The 15,283-nt window shown below is 33.8% G+C and carries 13 protein-coding genes; 7 read left to right on the top strand and 6 right to left on the bottom strand.

The features are described from left to right. Nucleotides 1–30: 30 nt before the first annotated feature. The 4 genes from murC to GQ47_RS16195 all read left to right on the top strand — a co-directional run bounded on the left by murC (nt 31) and on the right by GQ47_RS16195 (nt 3,732). Nucleotides 31–1,386 (top strand): UDP-N-acetylmuramate--L-alanine ligase, encoded by a 1,356-nt coding sequence (gene murC, locus GQ47_RS16210; RefSeq protein ID WP_035650493.1) that lies wholly within the window; start codon nt 31–33, stop codon nt 1,384–1,386. Between the two features lie 196 nt (nt 1,387–1,582). After that, nucleotides 1,583–2,272: a RadC family protein gene (gene radC, locus GQ47_RS16205; RefSeq protein ID WP_035650491.1), complete on the top strand. Its 690-nt coding sequence runs from the start codon at nt 1,583–1,585 to the stop codon at nt 2,270–2,272. A 3-nt stretch (nt 2,273–2,275) separates the two neighbouring features. Beyond that, nucleotides 2,276–2,962, top strand: coding sequence for a YjjG family noncanonical pyrimidine nucleotidase (locus tag GQ47_RS16200; protein WP_035650489.1), 687 nt, complete (start codon nt 2,276–2,278; stop codon nt 2,960–2,962). A gap of 2 nt (nt 2,963–2,964) precedes the next feature. Further along, nucleotides 2,965–3,732, top strand: coding sequence for a hypothetical protein (locus GQ47_RS16195; protein ID WP_035650486.1), 768 nt, complete (start codon nt 2,965–2,967; stop codon nt 3,730–3,732). A 15-nt stretch (nt 3,733–3,747) separates the two neighbouring features. Here GQ47_RS16195 and GQ47_RS16190 read toward each other — a convergent pair whose 3' ends face one another. Further along, nucleotides 3,748–5,025, bottom strand: a complete 1,278-nt coding sequence (locus tag GQ47_RS16190) for a replication-associated recombination protein A (RefSeq protein WP_035650482.1) — start codon at nt 5,023–5,025, stop codon at nt 3,748–3,750. A gap of 169 nt (nt 5,026–5,194) precedes the next feature. Between GQ47_RS16190 and GQ47_RS16185 the strand changes: the two genes are divergently transcribed. Then, nucleotides 5,195–5,959 (top strand): rhomboid family intramembrane serine protease, encoded by a 765-nt coding sequence (locus GQ47_RS16185; RefSeq protein WP_035650479.1) that lies wholly within the window; start codon nt 5,195–5,197, stop codon nt 5,957–5,959. 67 nt (nt 5,960–6,026) lie between these two features. Beyond that, the gene (locus GQ47_RS16180; RefSeq protein ID WP_035650477.1) at nt 6,027–6,533 is read left to right on the top strand and encodes a hypothetical protein; all 507 of its coding nucleotides are present in this window, start codon (nt 6,027–6,029) and stop codon (nt 6,531–6,533) included. Nucleotides 6,534–6,536: 3 nt separating this feature from the next. On the opposite strand, the gene GQ47_RS16175 is transcribed toward GQ47_RS16180, so the two are convergent. From GQ47_RS16175 to GQ47_RS16155, 5 genes are all read right to left on the bottom strand, one after another. Further along, the gene (locus tag GQ47_RS16175) at nt 6,537–7,337 is read right to left on the bottom strand and encodes a DUF2490 domain-containing protein (RefSeq protein ID WP_035650475.1); all 801 of its coding nucleotides are present in this window, start codon (nt 7,335–7,337) and stop codon (nt 6,537–6,539) included. Nucleotides 7,338–7,381: 44 nt separating this feature from the next. After that, nucleotides 7,382–8,116, bottom strand: coding sequence for a 23S rRNA (guanosine(2251)-2'-O)-methyltransferase RlmB (gene rlmB, locus GQ47_RS16170; RefSeq protein ID WP_035650473.1), 735 nt, complete (start codon nt 8,114–8,116; stop codon nt 7,382–7,384). An 86-nt stretch (nt 8,117–8,202) separates the two neighbouring features. Further along, a complete protein-coding gene (locus GQ47_RS16165; RefSeq protein WP_035650470.1) occupies nt 8,203–9,651 on the bottom strand; it encodes a SusD/RagB family nutrient-binding outer membrane lipoprotein in 1,449 nt (482 codons plus the stop codon). An 11-nt stretch (nt 9,652–9,662) separates the two neighbouring features. Continuing rightward, complete coding sequence (locus GQ47_RS16160) at nt 9,663–12,908, bottom strand: SusC/RagA family TonB-linked outer membrane protein (protein WP_035650468.1); 3,246 nt, start codon at nt 12,906–12,908, stop codon at nt 9,663–9,665. An 85-nt stretch (nt 12,909–12,993) separates the two neighbouring features. Then, nucleotides 12,994–14,547, bottom strand: a complete 1,554-nt coding sequence (locus GQ47_RS16155) for a BamA/TamA family outer membrane protein (protein ID WP_238568000.1) — start codon at nt 14,545–14,547, stop codon at nt 12,994–12,996. Between the two features lie 332 nt (nt 14,548–14,879). On the opposite strand from GQ47_RS16155, the gene rpsL reads away from it, so the two are divergent. After that, nucleotides 14,880–15,263, top strand: a complete 384-nt coding sequence (gene rpsL / locus GQ47_RS16150) for a 30S ribosomal protein S12 (protein ID WP_007136570.1) — start codon at nt 14,880–14,882, stop codon at nt 15,261–15,263. Nucleotides 15,264–15,283 lie beyond the last annotated feature (20 nt).

Raw genomic sequence — 15,283 nt, 5'->3', positions numbered from 1 at the left:
ATTTAGTATTTAAATAAATTGGAATTTTAAATGAAAACACATTTCATCGCGATAGGCGGAAGTGCCATGCACAACTTAGCATTAGCATTGCATAACAAAGGATATAAGGTTACAGGAAGCGACGATGCTATTTTTGAACCATCAAAATCAAGATTAGAAAAAAAGGGAATTCTTCCGGCTGAATTAGGTTGGTTTCCAGAAAAAATTACGGCTGATATTGATGCAATAATTTTGGGAATGCACGCAAAAGCAGATAATCCGGAATTGCTGAAAGCGCAGGAATTAGGATTGAAAATTTATTCATATCCAGAGTTTTTATATGAGCAATCAAAAAATAAAACGCGCGTTGTAATTGGCGGTTCTCACGGAAAAACGACAATTACTTCGATGATTTTGCACGTAATGCATTACCACAATATTGCGGTTGATTATATGGTTGGCGCGCAGTTAGAAGGTTTTGATACAATGGTTCACTTAACCGAAGAAAATGATTTTATGGTTCTGGAAGGAGATGAATATTTATCTTCACCAATTGACAGACGCCCGAAATTTCATTTGTATCAGCCAAATATCGCTTTGATTTCCGGAATTGCTTGGGATCATATTAATGTGTTTCCAACGTATGAAAATTACGTAGAGCAATTTGAAATCTTCATAGGAAAAATTACAAATGGAGGAATTTTGGTTTACAATGAAAATGATCCAGAAGTAAAACGTGTTGCAGAAGCAGCTACAAATCCAATTCGAAAACTGGCCTATTCGACTCCAAATTATACAGTAAGCGACGGAGTAACTTTGTTGGAAACTCCTGAAGGTGATATGCCAATTGAAGTTTTTGGGGCGCATAATTTAAATAATTTGGCTGGAGCCAAATGGATTTGCCAAAATATGGGTGTAGATGAGGCTGATTTTTATGAAGCAATTGCAAGTTTCAAAGGTGCTTCAAAACGTTTAGAAAAAATAGCTGAAGGAAAAGGCAAAGTTGCTTACAAAGATTTTGCGCATTCGCCAAGTAAAGTTGCCGCTACAACAAAAGCGGTAAAAGAACAGTACCCAAACAGAACTTTGGTAGCATGTCTAGAACTTCATACATATAGTAGTTTAAATGCTGAATTCTTAAAAGAATATGAAGGCGCACTTGAATATGCTGATGTGGCAGTTGTGTTTTATTCACCAGATGCCGTAAAAATCAAACAATTGGAAGAAGTAACTTACGAGCAAATTGCAAAAGCATTTAATCGTGAAGATCTTGTTATTTATACTAATCCAGCTGAATTCAAAGAATATTTATTCAATTTGAATTTAGATAATTCTGCACTTTTATTAATGAGTTCCGGAAATTATGGCGGATTAAATTTTGACGAAGTAAAAGGTTTGATTGAGTAATTAATCAATTAGAAAATTAGATAATGTGTCAATTGCATTGCAGTTGGCACTTTTTTTTTAAAATTATCAAATTTTCTAATTGACACATTTTCTAATTGACACATTTTCTAATTGACACATTTTCTAATTGTTTTATTTTTTTGAGAGATTTTTCTTCTTTTTTAAATATATTCGCTTTTCATTAAAATATATTTACATGGAAAAATCCCACTTCCCAATTCCCAATTGGTCGGAGGATGACAGACCTCGCGAGAAATTAATGCTAAAAGGAAAAAATGCCTTGAGCGATGCTGAATTAATTGCAATTTTGATAGGTTCAGGCAGCCGAAATGAATCGGCAGTGGAGTTGAGTAAAAGGATTTTGGCTAATGCCGATAACTTAAATGCATTGGGGAAAATGTCGATTTCTCAATTGATGAATTTTAAAGGAATAGGAGAGGCGAAAGCTATTGCAATTATTGCTGCATTGGAGCTTGGTCGTCGTCGCCGAGCCGAAGATGCTGTCGAATTAATAAAAATTACTTCAAGCAAATTGGTTTTTGAATTGATGCTTCCTATTATTGGAGAATTGGCTCATGAAGAATTTTGGGTGCTTTTTCTGAATAATTCTAATAAAGTAATTTCGAAATCGCAACTGAGTAAAGGAGGTATCACGGGGACTATTGTAGATGTTCGGCTGGTTTTTAAACTAGCCCTTGAAAATGGAGCTACTAGCTTGATTTTGTGTCACAATCATCCATCTGGAAATACGCAACCAAGTGAGGCTGACAAACTCATTACGAATCGCATTAAATTGGCGGGCGAAAGCTTAGATGTTAAAGTTTTGGACCATTTGATTATTACTGAAACAAAATATTATAGTTTTGTAGACGAAGGAATTTTTTAGTTTATGAACACTAATATTACAGATGTTTTTTTTGATTTAGATCACACGCTTTGGGATTTTGACAAAAATTCAGAAATGGCTTTTGATCGTATTTTCAAAAATAAATTTCCAGAAATCAAAACAGAGGATTTTATTGAAAAATATATTCCGATCAATCAGGCGTGCTGGAAGTTATATCAAAACGATGAAATAACACACACTGAACTGCGTTATAACAGATTAAAGCTTTCGTTCGATACTTTGAATTATGAAATTTCAGATGAAAATATCAACGCCATTGCTACTGATTATATCGAATTTTTGACGGATAATAATCATCTTTTTGATGGAGCAGTTGAAGTTTTGGACTATTTAAAACCAAAATATAAACTACACATTATAACTAATGGCTTTGCAAAAGTTCAGGACAAGAAAATCAAGAATGCATCACTTTCCGATTATTTTAATACGATTACAAATTCAGAATTAGCTGGTGTAAAAAAACCAAATAGTATTATCTTTGATTATGCTGTTAATTTGGCTCAGGCTTCAAAAGAAAATAGTATCATGATTGGGGATTGTTTAGATGCCGATGTAAACGGAGCTTTAAATGCTGGTCTGGATGCGATTTTCTTTAATGAGAAAAAAATTGATGTTGCACAAAATATAAAACAAGTAAACCATTTATTAGAACTTAAAAAATATTTATAATGATGAGAATTAAATTTTTGCTGGCTGTATTTTTCATTTCAGTTATCGGATTTGCACAATCTGTAAATGATTACAAAGCGGTTATTGTACCGTTGAAATATGATTTTTTAAAATCTGAAAATCAATACAGATTGGCAACAATAAGCAAAGGAAATTTAACTAAAGCTGGTTTTCAGGCTTTTTATGCAAATGAAGAACTTCCAGCAGAACTTAACGACCGTTGTCAGCTTTTATATATTGATGTAAAAAAAGATAATGGTTTTTTGGTTACTAAACTTTTTGTTGAGCTGAAAGATTGCTACGGTACAGTGGTTTATACTTCAGAAATTGGAAAAAGCAAAGAAAAAGATTATGAAGTGGCGTATAGAGAGAGTTTAAATATGGCTTTTATTTCAATTAATGGTCTTCATTATAAATACAGCGGAAAAACTGCTACACCTAGTGGAAAAGCGGGTATGATTACCGCAGCTCCAGTTGCGGTTGCAGCAACTGCGAGACCTTCTCAACCTGTTGCAACTCCTGTTTCTACTCCAGTTGCTGATGTTACAGATCCAAATTTACTTTACGCACAACCAACAGAAAATGGATTTCAGTTGATCGACAAAACACCAAAAGTAGTAATGAAATTATTGAAAACTTCACGTCCAGATTCATTCATTGCTATTAAAGATGGAGTTCAGGGAACTTTGAATGCAAAAGACAATCAATGGTTTTTTGAATATTATCAAAATGATAAATTAGTTTCTGAAAAAGTTTCAGTTAAATTCTAAATATAAAATATGGTTTTAGTAACCATATTTATCTTTCCAACGGTTCTTTAAAAATTCGCGGTTGCTATTCTCTCTAGAATTGTTTCCAGGATTGTAAAGAACCGTTTCTTTTACGGCATCAGGCATGAATTCTTGTTCTGCAAAATTATTGGCATAATCATGCGAATATTTGTAATCATCTCCATACCCTAATTCTTTCATCAATTTTGTTGGAGCATTTCTTAAGTGAATAGGAACTGGCAAGTCTCCAGTTTGTTTTACTAATTGTTGTGCGTTTCCAATTGCCATATAAGAGGCGTTGCTCTTAGGCGAAGTTGCAAGATAAATGGCACATTGGCTCAAAATAATACGGCTTTCTGGATAACCAATTGTAGTTACAGCCTGAAAAGTATTATTTGCCATAATAAAGGCCGTTGGGTTTGCATTTCCAATATCTTCGCTAGATAAAATAAGCATTCTTCGGGCAATGAATTTTACATCTTCACCACCTTCAATCATTCTGGCAAGCCAATATACAGCTCCGTTAGGATCACTTCCGCGTATTGATTTTATAAATGCTGAAATAATATCATAATGTTGCTCACCCGTTTTGTCATATAAAACAGTATTTTGCTGTACGAGTTCAAAAACTCTGTCATTTGTTATAGTGATTTCATCGCCAGCTGAAGCATTTACAACCAATTCAAAAATATTGAGCAACTTTCTACCATCTCCGCCAGAAAGTCGCAATAAAGCTTCTGTTTCCTTTAAAATAATCTTTTTAGAAGCAAGATAACTGTCCACTTTCATTGCGCGATGCAATAAGGCTTCCAGGTCCTCTTTTGTAAATGCATTTAAGATATAAACCTGACAACGCGACAATAATGCGGGAATAACTTCAAAACTTGGGTTTTCTGTTGTTGCACCAACTAGTGTAATCCATCCTTTTTCAACTGCAGCCAAAAGTGAATCTTGCTGAGATTTGCTGAAACGATGAATCTCATCAATAAATAAAATGGGATTTTTGGCAGTAAATAAACCACCGCTTTGTTTTGCTTTATCAATAACATCCCGAATATCTTTTACACCCGAATTGATAGCGCTTAATATATAAAATGGACGTTTTGATTCTTGTGCAATAATTTGTGCCAAAGTAGTTTTTCCTGTGCCAGGCGGTCCCCAAAAAATTAAAGACGGAATAATTCCTTTTGAAATCTGTTGTGTCAAAGATCCATTCGGGCCAACCAAATGACTTTGACTTACATAATCTTCTAATTTCTGTGGGCGAATACGCTCGGCTAACGGTGCTTCCATTTTGTAAAATTAGTATTTTTTAATTTTAGATTTTGTCTCTTAAAAGTTAAAACAAATGATTCAGAGAAGATTGTTACAATCTGAGACATGTTTTATAATATGACAAATTATCAGTAAATTAGATTTGGACAGTTTTTTGATGCCAATAACTGAATTGATTTCTTAAAATATGAATGATAAAGATTTTAAATTTTCAACAGCTGTAATTGGGCTTCCTTTGTTTTTTGTCCTTTTTTTATGGATAGTTTATTGGTTTCAGATTCGTTTCGATTTCGATTTTTACCAAAACGGAATTTATCCAAGGGATTTTTCGGGTTTGCAAGGCGTTTTGTTTAGTCCTTTTATCCATGAAAATTTAGAACATCTGTATAATAATTCGATTCCGTTGCTTGTTTTGTTGGCTGCGTTGCATTTTTTTTATCCAAAGCAAACTATTCCGGTTATTGCTTATGGAATTTTGTTCTCGGGCTTAATTACATGGATTATTGGTCGGGAAAATTATCATATTGGCGCAAGCGGACTGATTTATGTTTTGGTGAGTTTTATTTTCTTCAAAGGAATTCAAACGGGTTATTATCGTTTAGTTGCACTTTCACTTTCAGTAATTTTATTATACGGCGGAATGATTTGGTATGTTTTTCCAGACGTGGATAAAAGCATTTCTTGGGAAGGGCATTTGGCCGGTTTCCTTACAGGTTTTGTTTTGTCTTTATTTTACAAAACTCCAGAATATGCGAAACCAATTTTCTACGATTGGCAGCGTCCTGATTTCAATCCGGAGGATGATCCTTTTATGAAGCATTTCGATGAAAATGGAAATTTTGTAAATACTGAAATTCCTGAGGAAGAATCTGATTTAGAAAATAATTATTTCACTTCAAGTTTTCCGGTATATTATGTTGTAACAAATTCTGAATCAGAGAATAAAGAATAATAGCCAATTCTATTCTGATTTAAAAAGGTTATTTTTGTATAAGATATTCTAATTTATTTTACTTGTTATGAAGAAGATAGGATTTGTATTTTTTGTTTTGTTCTTTTTAGTAAATAATAAAGCAACTGCGCAATGCGATATTAAAAATAGAATATTGGCTGATGGATCAATGGTGTATTATTTTGATCCCGAAGTTTTTTATACAACTACATCAAAATCGTTAAAAATTAATATCGTTACCGATAAAGAACATTATTTCATAGCACTTCAGCCAACTCCGTTTCCATCAAAAAAAGAAGGTAAGAAAATTAAAGATGATTTAATTATGCACTTGGCGGATAATAAAATATATAAGTTGGCGTATTATGATACGCAGTATATTAAAAATGATTCAATTATGCAGGTTTTGTATTTAATTGATGATAAGGATCTCGATTCGTTTTCGAAATTTGAAGCTTTAGTTGCTGAAATTAAAATGGAAGGGACTGAATTTGTCAGAGACTATAATTTTAAATTGCATAAACGAGCTATTATAAGACAGCTTGCTTGCTTTTTGAAAGAAGAAGAAAAGTGAGATTTACTCGTCGCTTGGCGGCGAATCATTTTTATGCAATAAATTTTTATTTAGATTTTCAAAAAGATTATTGAATGTTATTGCTATAGATGCTGCGTTTACTGTTTGGTTGCCGTTATTTCTGGGAAGATATTCATTAGCATATGTTAATTCGAGTTGGATATCATCTGTAAATAAATATCCTGCTCCAATATTAAATCTGTTTCGGTCAAAAAAGCTTTCTCCGGTTACTTTTGTTCCTGATTTAAAATAAAGTTCGTCTGAGGCGATTATATAAACGACACCTTCTCTCAGAATTTTACTATTAATAGGTTTTATGTATTTAATTTGTTGACGATAACGAAGTACATTTTCGTAATCATCGACTTGATTTTTCATGTGTCTAAGCTCTAATCTCATTCGAGTACTTAGAGTATAGCCGGTTTTATGAAAGTAATAAATTCCCTGTAAAGCAAATCTCCATTCCGGCGATTCAAACTGCCCAATTTCGGGAACATCTTTGTTATTGTAATACGCAAGAAATGCAGATAGTTTCCATCTTGGAGTTAAGTAATAGTGTCCCCAACCGCGAAGCGATCTCTGAATGTTTTGTTCAAATATATTTGATGAAGATTCTGTACTACTGTAGGTTGCGGCAATATCTAGTTCTGCAGACCATTTTTTATTTATGGTTCTATTAAGCTGAATCTCGTTCCAGAATTGATTGTATGTGGTAGTTTGTCCATGAATAATACTTGTAATTGAAAAAATTACAAGTATTAAACTGATTTTTTTAAATATGTTATGAGTATTTTTTGAAGACATTCATTAGGTAATTTATGAGTCCACTTAATCCTCAATATTGCTCTTTAGCTTCTTTGACGAACTGCTTCGTATAAAAATGCACCACAAGCTACAGAAACATTCAGCGATCCTATAGAGCCAAACATAGGCAGTTTAGCTTTTTCATCTACAATTTTAAGCACCGAAGGATTGATTCCTCTGTCTTCAGAACCCATAATAATTGCTACAGGCTCGTTTAGCGTTACATCGTAAATATTTTGATCTGTTTTTTCAGTTGCAGCAACAGTTTTGATTCCTGATCCTTGCAAATAAAAAATGGCGTCTTTAATATGTTCAACTTTACAGATTGGAACATTAAAAACAGCTCCAGCAGAAGTTTTCACTGTATCTCCATTTACAGGTGCTGAACCAGCTTTCTGGATAATGATACCATTCACTCCGGTACATTCTGCAGTTCTGATAATTGCACCAAAATTTCTTGCATCAGAAATTTGATCTAGAATTAAAAATAATGGTTTTGAATCAGATTCAATAGTTGATTCAACTAAATGCTCTAATTCAATAAATCCAATAGGTGATATTGTTGCAACAGCACCTTGGTGATTATTTGGAGTAAGACGATTTAATTTTTCAACCGGCACATAAGAGAAATTAATGTTAGCGCGTTTCATCACTTTCATTAAATCTTTCATTAATTCTCCAGAAATTTCTTTTTGTATAAATACTTTGTCAACTTCTTTTCCTGCCTGAATTGCTTCTATAATGGCTCTAATTCCAAATATTTGATGTTCTTTTTCCATGATGCAAATATAGGTATATTGTTTATATAAAAAAAAACCACTCTGAATGAACAGAGTGGTTTTAGTATTATGTTTTCGGTCTAAAATTAGAATTTATCCCAGAAAAGTTTTGTAGTTAACAAATCTCCACCGATAGCTGTAGAAGCAGCTTTCCAGTTTGTGCTATTTGTTTGTTGCTCAAGAACTGGGTAAGTCATTCTTACAGGAACTTTTCCACCAGCATTGTTGATTGCTGTAGGAGGAGCTAATAATACAGGGAAGTCTAACCTTCTCCAGAAATTCCAACCAGTCAAAGCTTGATTATACATCGCTACCCAAGCTTGCTCTCCAATTGATTTTTTCCAATTAACAGCATCGTATGGTTTTGTTGCAAGGTACGCTGTAGCATCTGCTGCTGAACCACCCCATTCTAAGATTGAAGCAGTAACCGCTGCAGTATAAGCTGCTGGTGCTGCCGCTGTATTCCAACGTGCATTTGCTTCAGCAACGTAGAAAGCAACTTCTGTGTAAGTTAAGATATTTCCTGGAGTATCTGGAGTGTATGCATAATCTCCAGCATGAGAATAATCTGCAAATTCACCACCTTCACCAATTGGAAGACCAATATATTGACCACCTTTTGTTGTAAAGTAGCCAGGTCTTCTTGGATCGCTAGATGCGTTCATGTAGTCAACTAGAGTTTTTCCACCAACGAAATCTTCTCTACCACTAGCTTCTAAGTTTTCATACAAAGGATTGTAGTTCGGTGAATCTGGTAAGTATGGGAAATGTCCATTATTAGCTGGTGATGTCATTACTCCTGCTGCAATAGCTGCATTAGCTGTTGTTTGTGCTAAACTTGGATTAGAATCGGCAATTCCAATTGCTAATTTTAATTTTAAAGAGTTAGCAAATATTCTCCAGCTAGGAATATCTCCATTGTAATATTTGTCACCTTTAGTGAAAGATGGGAAGTCATGATCCTCAGCAACATTTGTCAAGTTAGCTGTTGCAGCAGTGATTCTTGTAATTAAATCTTGATAGATAGTTGCTCCGTCATCATATGCAGGTAATGGATATTTATTAAGATCTGCAGCTTGAGTATAAGGAATATTTCCAAAAGTATCTACTAAAAGTTGGTACGTGTACACCTGCATGATTTCAATAATAGCTAATTGATTCTTTTTGTTTACTGGCCAGTCAGCAAGTTCACTTGCAGTTGGTGCATAAGCGTTGATAATCTCTTTAGCTTTGTTTAGATTTTTCAGTACGTTAACGTAATTATCTGAGTAAATTTGGTTAGAAACATTACGGTTTGTAAAGTCATAATTACTTTCGTTTACATACGTTGTTTCTTGCCAGTATTGCATTGTCAATCTAAAGTTGTTTTCGTTTACGCTTGGAGTATTAACATAATCGCTTAATTCTTTTTGTGCGTAAGTGATCAATGATCCCGGTACAGTGGTATAGGCACTATTTGGGTCGGTGTTTGCATCTTCATTAACACAAGCTGTCATTGACAGGCCTATTGCTAATATTGCTATGATTTTTTTCATCTTCATTTTTTTTAAAAATTAACTTTGACATTAAAAGAAATATTTCTTGTTGTCGGCATAGGTCCTGATTGGTAACCTTGTGTGTTACCTGAAGACAATCCTGCTTCTGGATCAGAATAAGGCAAGCTTTTGTCAATGATCCAAAGATTGTTACCTATTACACTAAAAGAAGCTCCTTTAATTGCACTTCCTAAAATGCTTGAAGGAAGATTATAAGTCAATACAACCTCTCTTAATTTTACAAATCCAGCGTCATAAACAAATGCAGCAGCAGGTGGGTCAGTACCTAAAACCTGGCTAGATTGAGATCTGTCTAATCTTGTAGTATTTGTAATATATTGTGGTTGAGATCCTCCAGGAGTGTAAGCTGGGTTTGCCATTACACCTTGTAAAACTTCACCACCACCATTTGCTAATGTATTTCTGATAGGATTTCCTAAGTCGTTGTTCCCGACAGAGTTAGCGTAGATACCTGTTCCGTATCCATAATATTGGTCAAGTGAGAAAACACTTCCTCCCTTTTTCATATCAATTAAGAAGCTGAAAGAAAGGTTTTTGTAGTTGAATTTATTGTTAATACCACCAATCCAATCTGCTTGGTAAGTTCCTAATTTGTTGTCAGTAGTTGTAGAAACTTCGTATGCACCGTTAGCACCGATAATTCTGTTACCAGCATCATCTAATACGTAAGTTGTTCCCCAGATTTGACCATAGTCTTGGTTTAATGGAGCATTGATACTGATACCTCCTTGAAGAGAGTTGATGTTGATGTTTTCAATACCTGGAGCTAACTCAGTAACTTTAGTATTAGGATTTGACCAGTTAACGCTAATATCCCAAGAGAAGTTGTCTGTTTTAACTGGAGTTCCAGTAAGAGTAACCTCAAAACCTTTTGTTGTTAACGTACCAGCGTTTACAGTGCTGAAAGCTGATCCAGTTGATGTAGATACCGGTAATGGTAAAATTTGATCAAATGCTTTGTTTTGGAACCAAGCAACATCAAATCCAAGTCTGTTTTGTGCAAATTGCATATTCAAACCAACCTCTACGTTGTCTAACTGTTGTGGTTTTAAGTTTGCATTTTTAGCAGTTGTGTTGAAAGAATATACTGGAGTTCCAAATGGAGTTCTAGCAGTATAAGAATCCATTAATTGATTTGGATCTGTATCAGAACCTACTTGAGCATAAGCAACTCTGAATTTACCAAAGTTGATGAACTCAACATCTTTTAACCAGTTTGAGAAAACAACACTTCCAGAAATTGCAGAATACCAATATGCATTGTTATCAGCTGGAAGAGCAGAAGACTCATCTCTTCTTACAGAACCTTCTAAATAGTAAGTTCCTTTGTATCCTAAAGTCGCTTGTGCGAATAGACCTAATACTTCTTTTCTTGTATCTACAATTCTAGGAAGTGCAGGAGCAGAAAGTGAGTTAGAAATAGTGTATAATCCAGGGATGTATAAACCTCCTGAAGTCATTTGTTGATTAGTGAATCTGCTTTGTACGTTGTAGTTTGTACCAAGAAGAACATTAAGATTTAAATCTTCGCTTAAGTCTTTTTTATACGTAGCTAAGAAATCATAGTTTTGCTCGCTGAAATTGTAAAGATCTAATGCATAACCAGATGGCTGAGCAGGAAGGTTTTGAAGGTTTGAGTTAGAACCTAGAGTTGCTGGAGTTGAACCTGGAGCAATTCTGTCTTCTGTTTTTAGGTTGAAACCGTCAGTACCAATTCTACCTGTAAAACTTAAGTTTTTGTTTACGTCATAAGTAATACTTGCGTTAGCAGCAACTCTTTGTCTGCTATCGTTGTTGTAGTTTTCATATCTTTGAAAGTAAGGGTTATCCCAGTATGCTGGAGTAATATCTGCTGCACTTTTGATGTTCCAAGTATAATTTTGGCGGTGTGCGAAATATAAATCTCTTTGCTCGTTAAGGTCAACGTTTGTTGCCCACCATTGTCTGAAACCAGCTAATTGGTTTCCTCCGTATCCAGTTGAGTTTCTGTTTCTTGTGTTTTGTGAAACATAAGTCGCATTGAAAGTAGAGCTTAATTTGTCGTTAAATTTGTAAGTACCGGCAAAGTTAAAGTTGTTTTTGCTTAATAATGAATTTGGCAAAATGTCTCTGCTGTCTGTATTTGCGTAAGTTAATCTGTAAGTAGCTTTTTCAGTACCTCCATTTAACGAGATGTTGTTAATTGTAGATGTTCCTGTATCAAAAAATTCGATTGGACCATTTTGTGCAACTTTCCATGGAGTTTGTTTTCCGTAATTAGGAGAATCTGGAGTAAAAGCATCATATTGCCATACTAATGAGCCATCATACTTTGGTCCGTAAGAAGCATCGTCTCCAGATCTAGATCTTGGTTGTCCGTTGTAGGTAGAGAATCTTTGTCCGAAATAACCTTGACCATATTCAGTTTGGTATTTTGGGAAAGTTGTTTTGTCTACAGTAGACATAGTGTAAGAAGAAGAGAATTCAACTGATAAATCAGTTCTAGATTTCCCTTTTTTAGTTGTAATGATGATCGCACCATTTTGAGCTCTAGATCCGTAAAGAGCTGTTGCAGCAGCACCTTTTAATACGTTGATCTCAGCAATGTTGTTTGGGTTGATATCTGATGCAGCGTTACCGTAATCGTAACCACCTCTACCACTTTTTTGATCATTACTGTTTACGTTGTTGTTCAAAATTGGCACACCATCAACTACGAATAAAGCCTGGTTGTCTCCCAAAAGTGATTTAAAACCTCTAAGAACCACGTTTGTAGATCCTCCAAAGTTAGTACCTTGAGTTACGCTAAGACCAGCAACTTTTCCAGATAAGTTATTCGTGAAGTTTCCTGTTGGTACAGTTCCAACTTGCTCAGCTGATACTGTTTGAGCAGAATAACCAAGAGATTTTTTCTCTCTTTTAATACCTAAAGCAGTCGTTACTACAACTCCTTCAAGTTCTTGAGCGGCTGCTGCTAATTTTACGTTTAATGAAGTAGAACTTGCAGCTACTTCTTGGGTTTTCATTCCAATGTAGCTAAATACCAAAACTTGGCTTGATGATGCTTTGATAGTAAATTTACCATCAAAATCAGTTTGCGTTCCAGCTTTTGTTCCTTTAACTAATACACTAACACCTGGTAAAGGCATTCCGGCATTGTCAGAAACGGTCCCTGAAACGGCTCTTTCTTGCGCAAAAGTAAGTTGCGCTACTAGTACTAATAAAAGCACTAAGAATCCATTGAACTTTAGTTTCATTTTTAAATATTTTGAATTAGTATCGCAAAACTCTTAATAATTTGTTAACTATCCTAATATTAGTTTAAACTTTTTTCAGTTCCTGCTAAAATTTAACATTATAACATATGTTTACGATAGTGTTATATAATTGTAACTCTTCGATATTTTGACTGCCATTCGTGAGGTTTATCTTTAATAATCCGTTTGGTGTTTGTAAAACCGTCCCAATTCCTAGTCCTATTAATTTCTTTGTTTTGTTTGGGTCAATAGTAGATGTTAAGTCTTGATATATACCATAATCTGCTATTGTGTGTATGTAGATGGTTGGCGTAAATTTATATCTGTATTCTGTAAGAATTAAAAAATTAAAGTTAGATTGTAAACTGTTTTCTAAAAAACCTCTAATAGAATTCATGCCGCCAAATCGAAACAATTCATTGGAAATATAGTTCTTGCTTTGTAGATAGAAATTTTGTGAATTTATGTTAATGAAATTCTTGGAGTTAATCTCGAAATTGTACGATGCATTTAAATTTGTATAAAATTGCGTACTCGATCCGGCTGTTTCAGGATCGTTGTTGGTGTTTCTTTTTCCGTAACCAATTATCCAGTTTACAAGTGCTTTTCGAGGAAGAAGATTATTCTTGTAGTCAATTTGTTTATAGTCGAAGCTTGATGTGAAAAATGCATTTTTAAAATCGCTGATTTGTGAATTGTTTATGTTTTGGATATCGCTAGATTCGGTTGATTGATATCCTGCGTAAATTTTGGAATTGTAATTTAAGTAATATCCTAAGTCAATAGCAGTTTTTGTATTTTGAAAAGTACTGTCTTGTTTGAATATGTTCAATTGAGCTTTAATTCCTAGTGGAGATTTGAAAATGTATGGAATTTCTAATTTTGAATTGAACGTTTTTTGCTGATTTCCATCGCTCTTCCAGTACAAAGAAAATTGTTCGCCGGCATGAAGTGTGTTTAATAATGTAATATCTATATATCCATTTATATTCATTTTGTTCTCGTCGTCGTTTGAGAATCCAATATAGCCATCAAAAGTGTTTGCTTTTCTTTTTTCTATATAGGTATAAATTTTGGTTGAATCGGTTGTGAATAGTATTTCGGGATATTTTGTTTGTGAAATAAATTCATAACTGTTTATGTCTTCGTAGAGTTGTTGTGTTGTTTCTTGATTGAATGTTTTATTTAAATATTTTTTATTGAGTTGTTTTAAATGTCCTTGTGGGAAAAAATCTTTTCCTTTTGAATTTGCATAATTAAGTATAATTGAATTTATGGTTCTTTTTTTTTCTGATTTGAAATTTAAGTCCGCATAAATTATAGATTTCTTTTTTTGAATATTTTCAAGTTTGATTTTGCTAAGTGCGTAGCCTTGTTTTTCAGCATCGATAATTTTTTGATTTAAATAATTTTCAACTTTAGTGTACGGAAGAATTATGGTGTCATTTTTTGTTTCTTCCGAATAAAAAAAAGAATTATTTCTACCTATATATATATGTATATATTTTGTCTGTTCTTTTAAATCAATTTCAGCATTGTAAGTGCTGTCGTTTATTTGGGTTGTGTTTTGAGTATTGTTTTCTAAATAACCAATTTTAGATAGCTTTTCGGATGTGTTTTTTACTTCTTCAGATAGCAATTTTATATTTAGATGATCTTTTCTGTAATTTAAAGAGTCAATGATTTGAGTTTCAGTTTTGTTAGCTCCCTTTATTGTTAGATGGAAATTTTGGGCATAGCTTGAAAAGCTTATTAGGTAAAGAAGGAATATTTTTAATAAGAGTTTCAAAAGCTGTTTTTTCATTTGTTAATAGTATTGCAAATATCTATTGTTTGTTTGTAAAAACATAAGGTTAAATAATGTTCTTGAAAATTAATGATTTAACGTTTGTATAGTGAAAAATATTTTATACATTTGCAACCCCGTAAAAAGCGGGAATTTAATAAACATAATAATTTTTAGTATTAATTATGCCAACAATTCAACAATTAGTAAGAACAGGAAGAACTCAGATCACTAAGAAGAGTAAATCGGTTGCTTTAGATTCTTGTCCTCAAAGAAGAGGGGTTTGTACGCGTGTTTACACTACTACACCAAAAAAACCAAACTCTGCAATGCGTAAAGTTGCGCGTGTGCGTTTGACAAATGGTAATGAAGTGAATGCTTACATCCCTGGAGAAGGACATAATCTACAAGAGCACTCGATAGTATTAGTGCGAGGTGGAAGGGTAAAAGATTTACCAGGTGTTAGATATCATATCGTTCGTGGAGCGCTTGACACGTCAGGAGTTGCAGGAAGAACGCAAAGAAGATCTAAGTACGGTGCTAAACGCCCAAAAGAAGCAAAAAAGTAATTTAAAAACTTTTAAGAAAA

Origin of the sequence: Flavobacterium sp. ASV13 (genome assembly GCF_000745775.1) — a bacterium.
Taxonomy (GTDB): domain Bacteria; phylum Bacteroidota; class Bacteroidia; order Flavobacteriales; family Flavobacteriaceae; genus Flavobacterium.
Note: the sequence above shows the minus strand (reverse complement) of the source record. Positions and strands in the feature narration are given on the sequence as shown.

Coding starts and splice junctions, on each gene's coding strand:
- GQ47_RS16165 (WP_035650470.1), bottom strand. CDS start 9,651: ATGAAAAAAATCATAGCAATATTAGCAATAGGCCTGTCAATGACAGCT.
- GQ47_RS16200 (WP_035650489.1), top strand. CDS start 2,276: ATGAACACTAATATTACAGATGTTTTTTTTGATTTAGATCACACGCTT.
- GQ47_RS16185 (WP_035650479.1), top strand. CDS start 5,195: ATGAATGATAAAGATTTTAAATTTTCAACAGCTGTAATTGGGCTTCCT.
- rlmB (WP_035650473.1), bottom strand. CDS start 8,116: ATGGAAAAAGAACATCAAATATTTGGAATTAGAGCCATTATAGAAGCA.
- GQ47_RS16190 (WP_035650482.1), bottom strand. CDS start 5,025: ATGGAAGCACCGTTAGCCGAGCGTATTCGCCCACAGAAATTAGAAGAT.
- radC (WP_035650491.1), top strand. CDS start 1,583: ATGGAAAAATCCCACTTCCCAATTCCCAATTGGTCGGAGGATGACAGA.
- GQ47_RS16195 (WP_035650486.1), top strand. CDS start 2,965: ATGAGAATTAAATTTTTGCTGGCTGTATTTTTCATTTCAGTTATCGGA.
- rpsL (WP_007136570.1), top strand. CDS start 14,880: ATGCCAACAATTCAACAATTAGTAAGAACAGGAAGAACTCAGATCACT.
- GQ47_RS16175 (WP_035650475.1), bottom strand. CDS start 7,337: ATGTCTTCAAAAAATACTCATAACATATTTAAAAAAATCAGTTTAATA.
- GQ47_RS16160 (WP_035650468.1), bottom strand. CDS start 12,908: ATGAAACTAAAGTTCAATGGATTCTTAGTGCTTTTATTAGTACTAGTA.
- GQ47_RS16180 (WP_035650477.1), top strand. CDS start 6,027: ATGAAGAAGATAGGATTTGTATTTTTTGTTTTGTTCTTTTTAGTAAAT.
- murC (WP_035650493.1), top strand. CDS start 31: ATGAAAACACATTTCATCGCGATAGGCGGAAGTGCCATGCACAACTTA.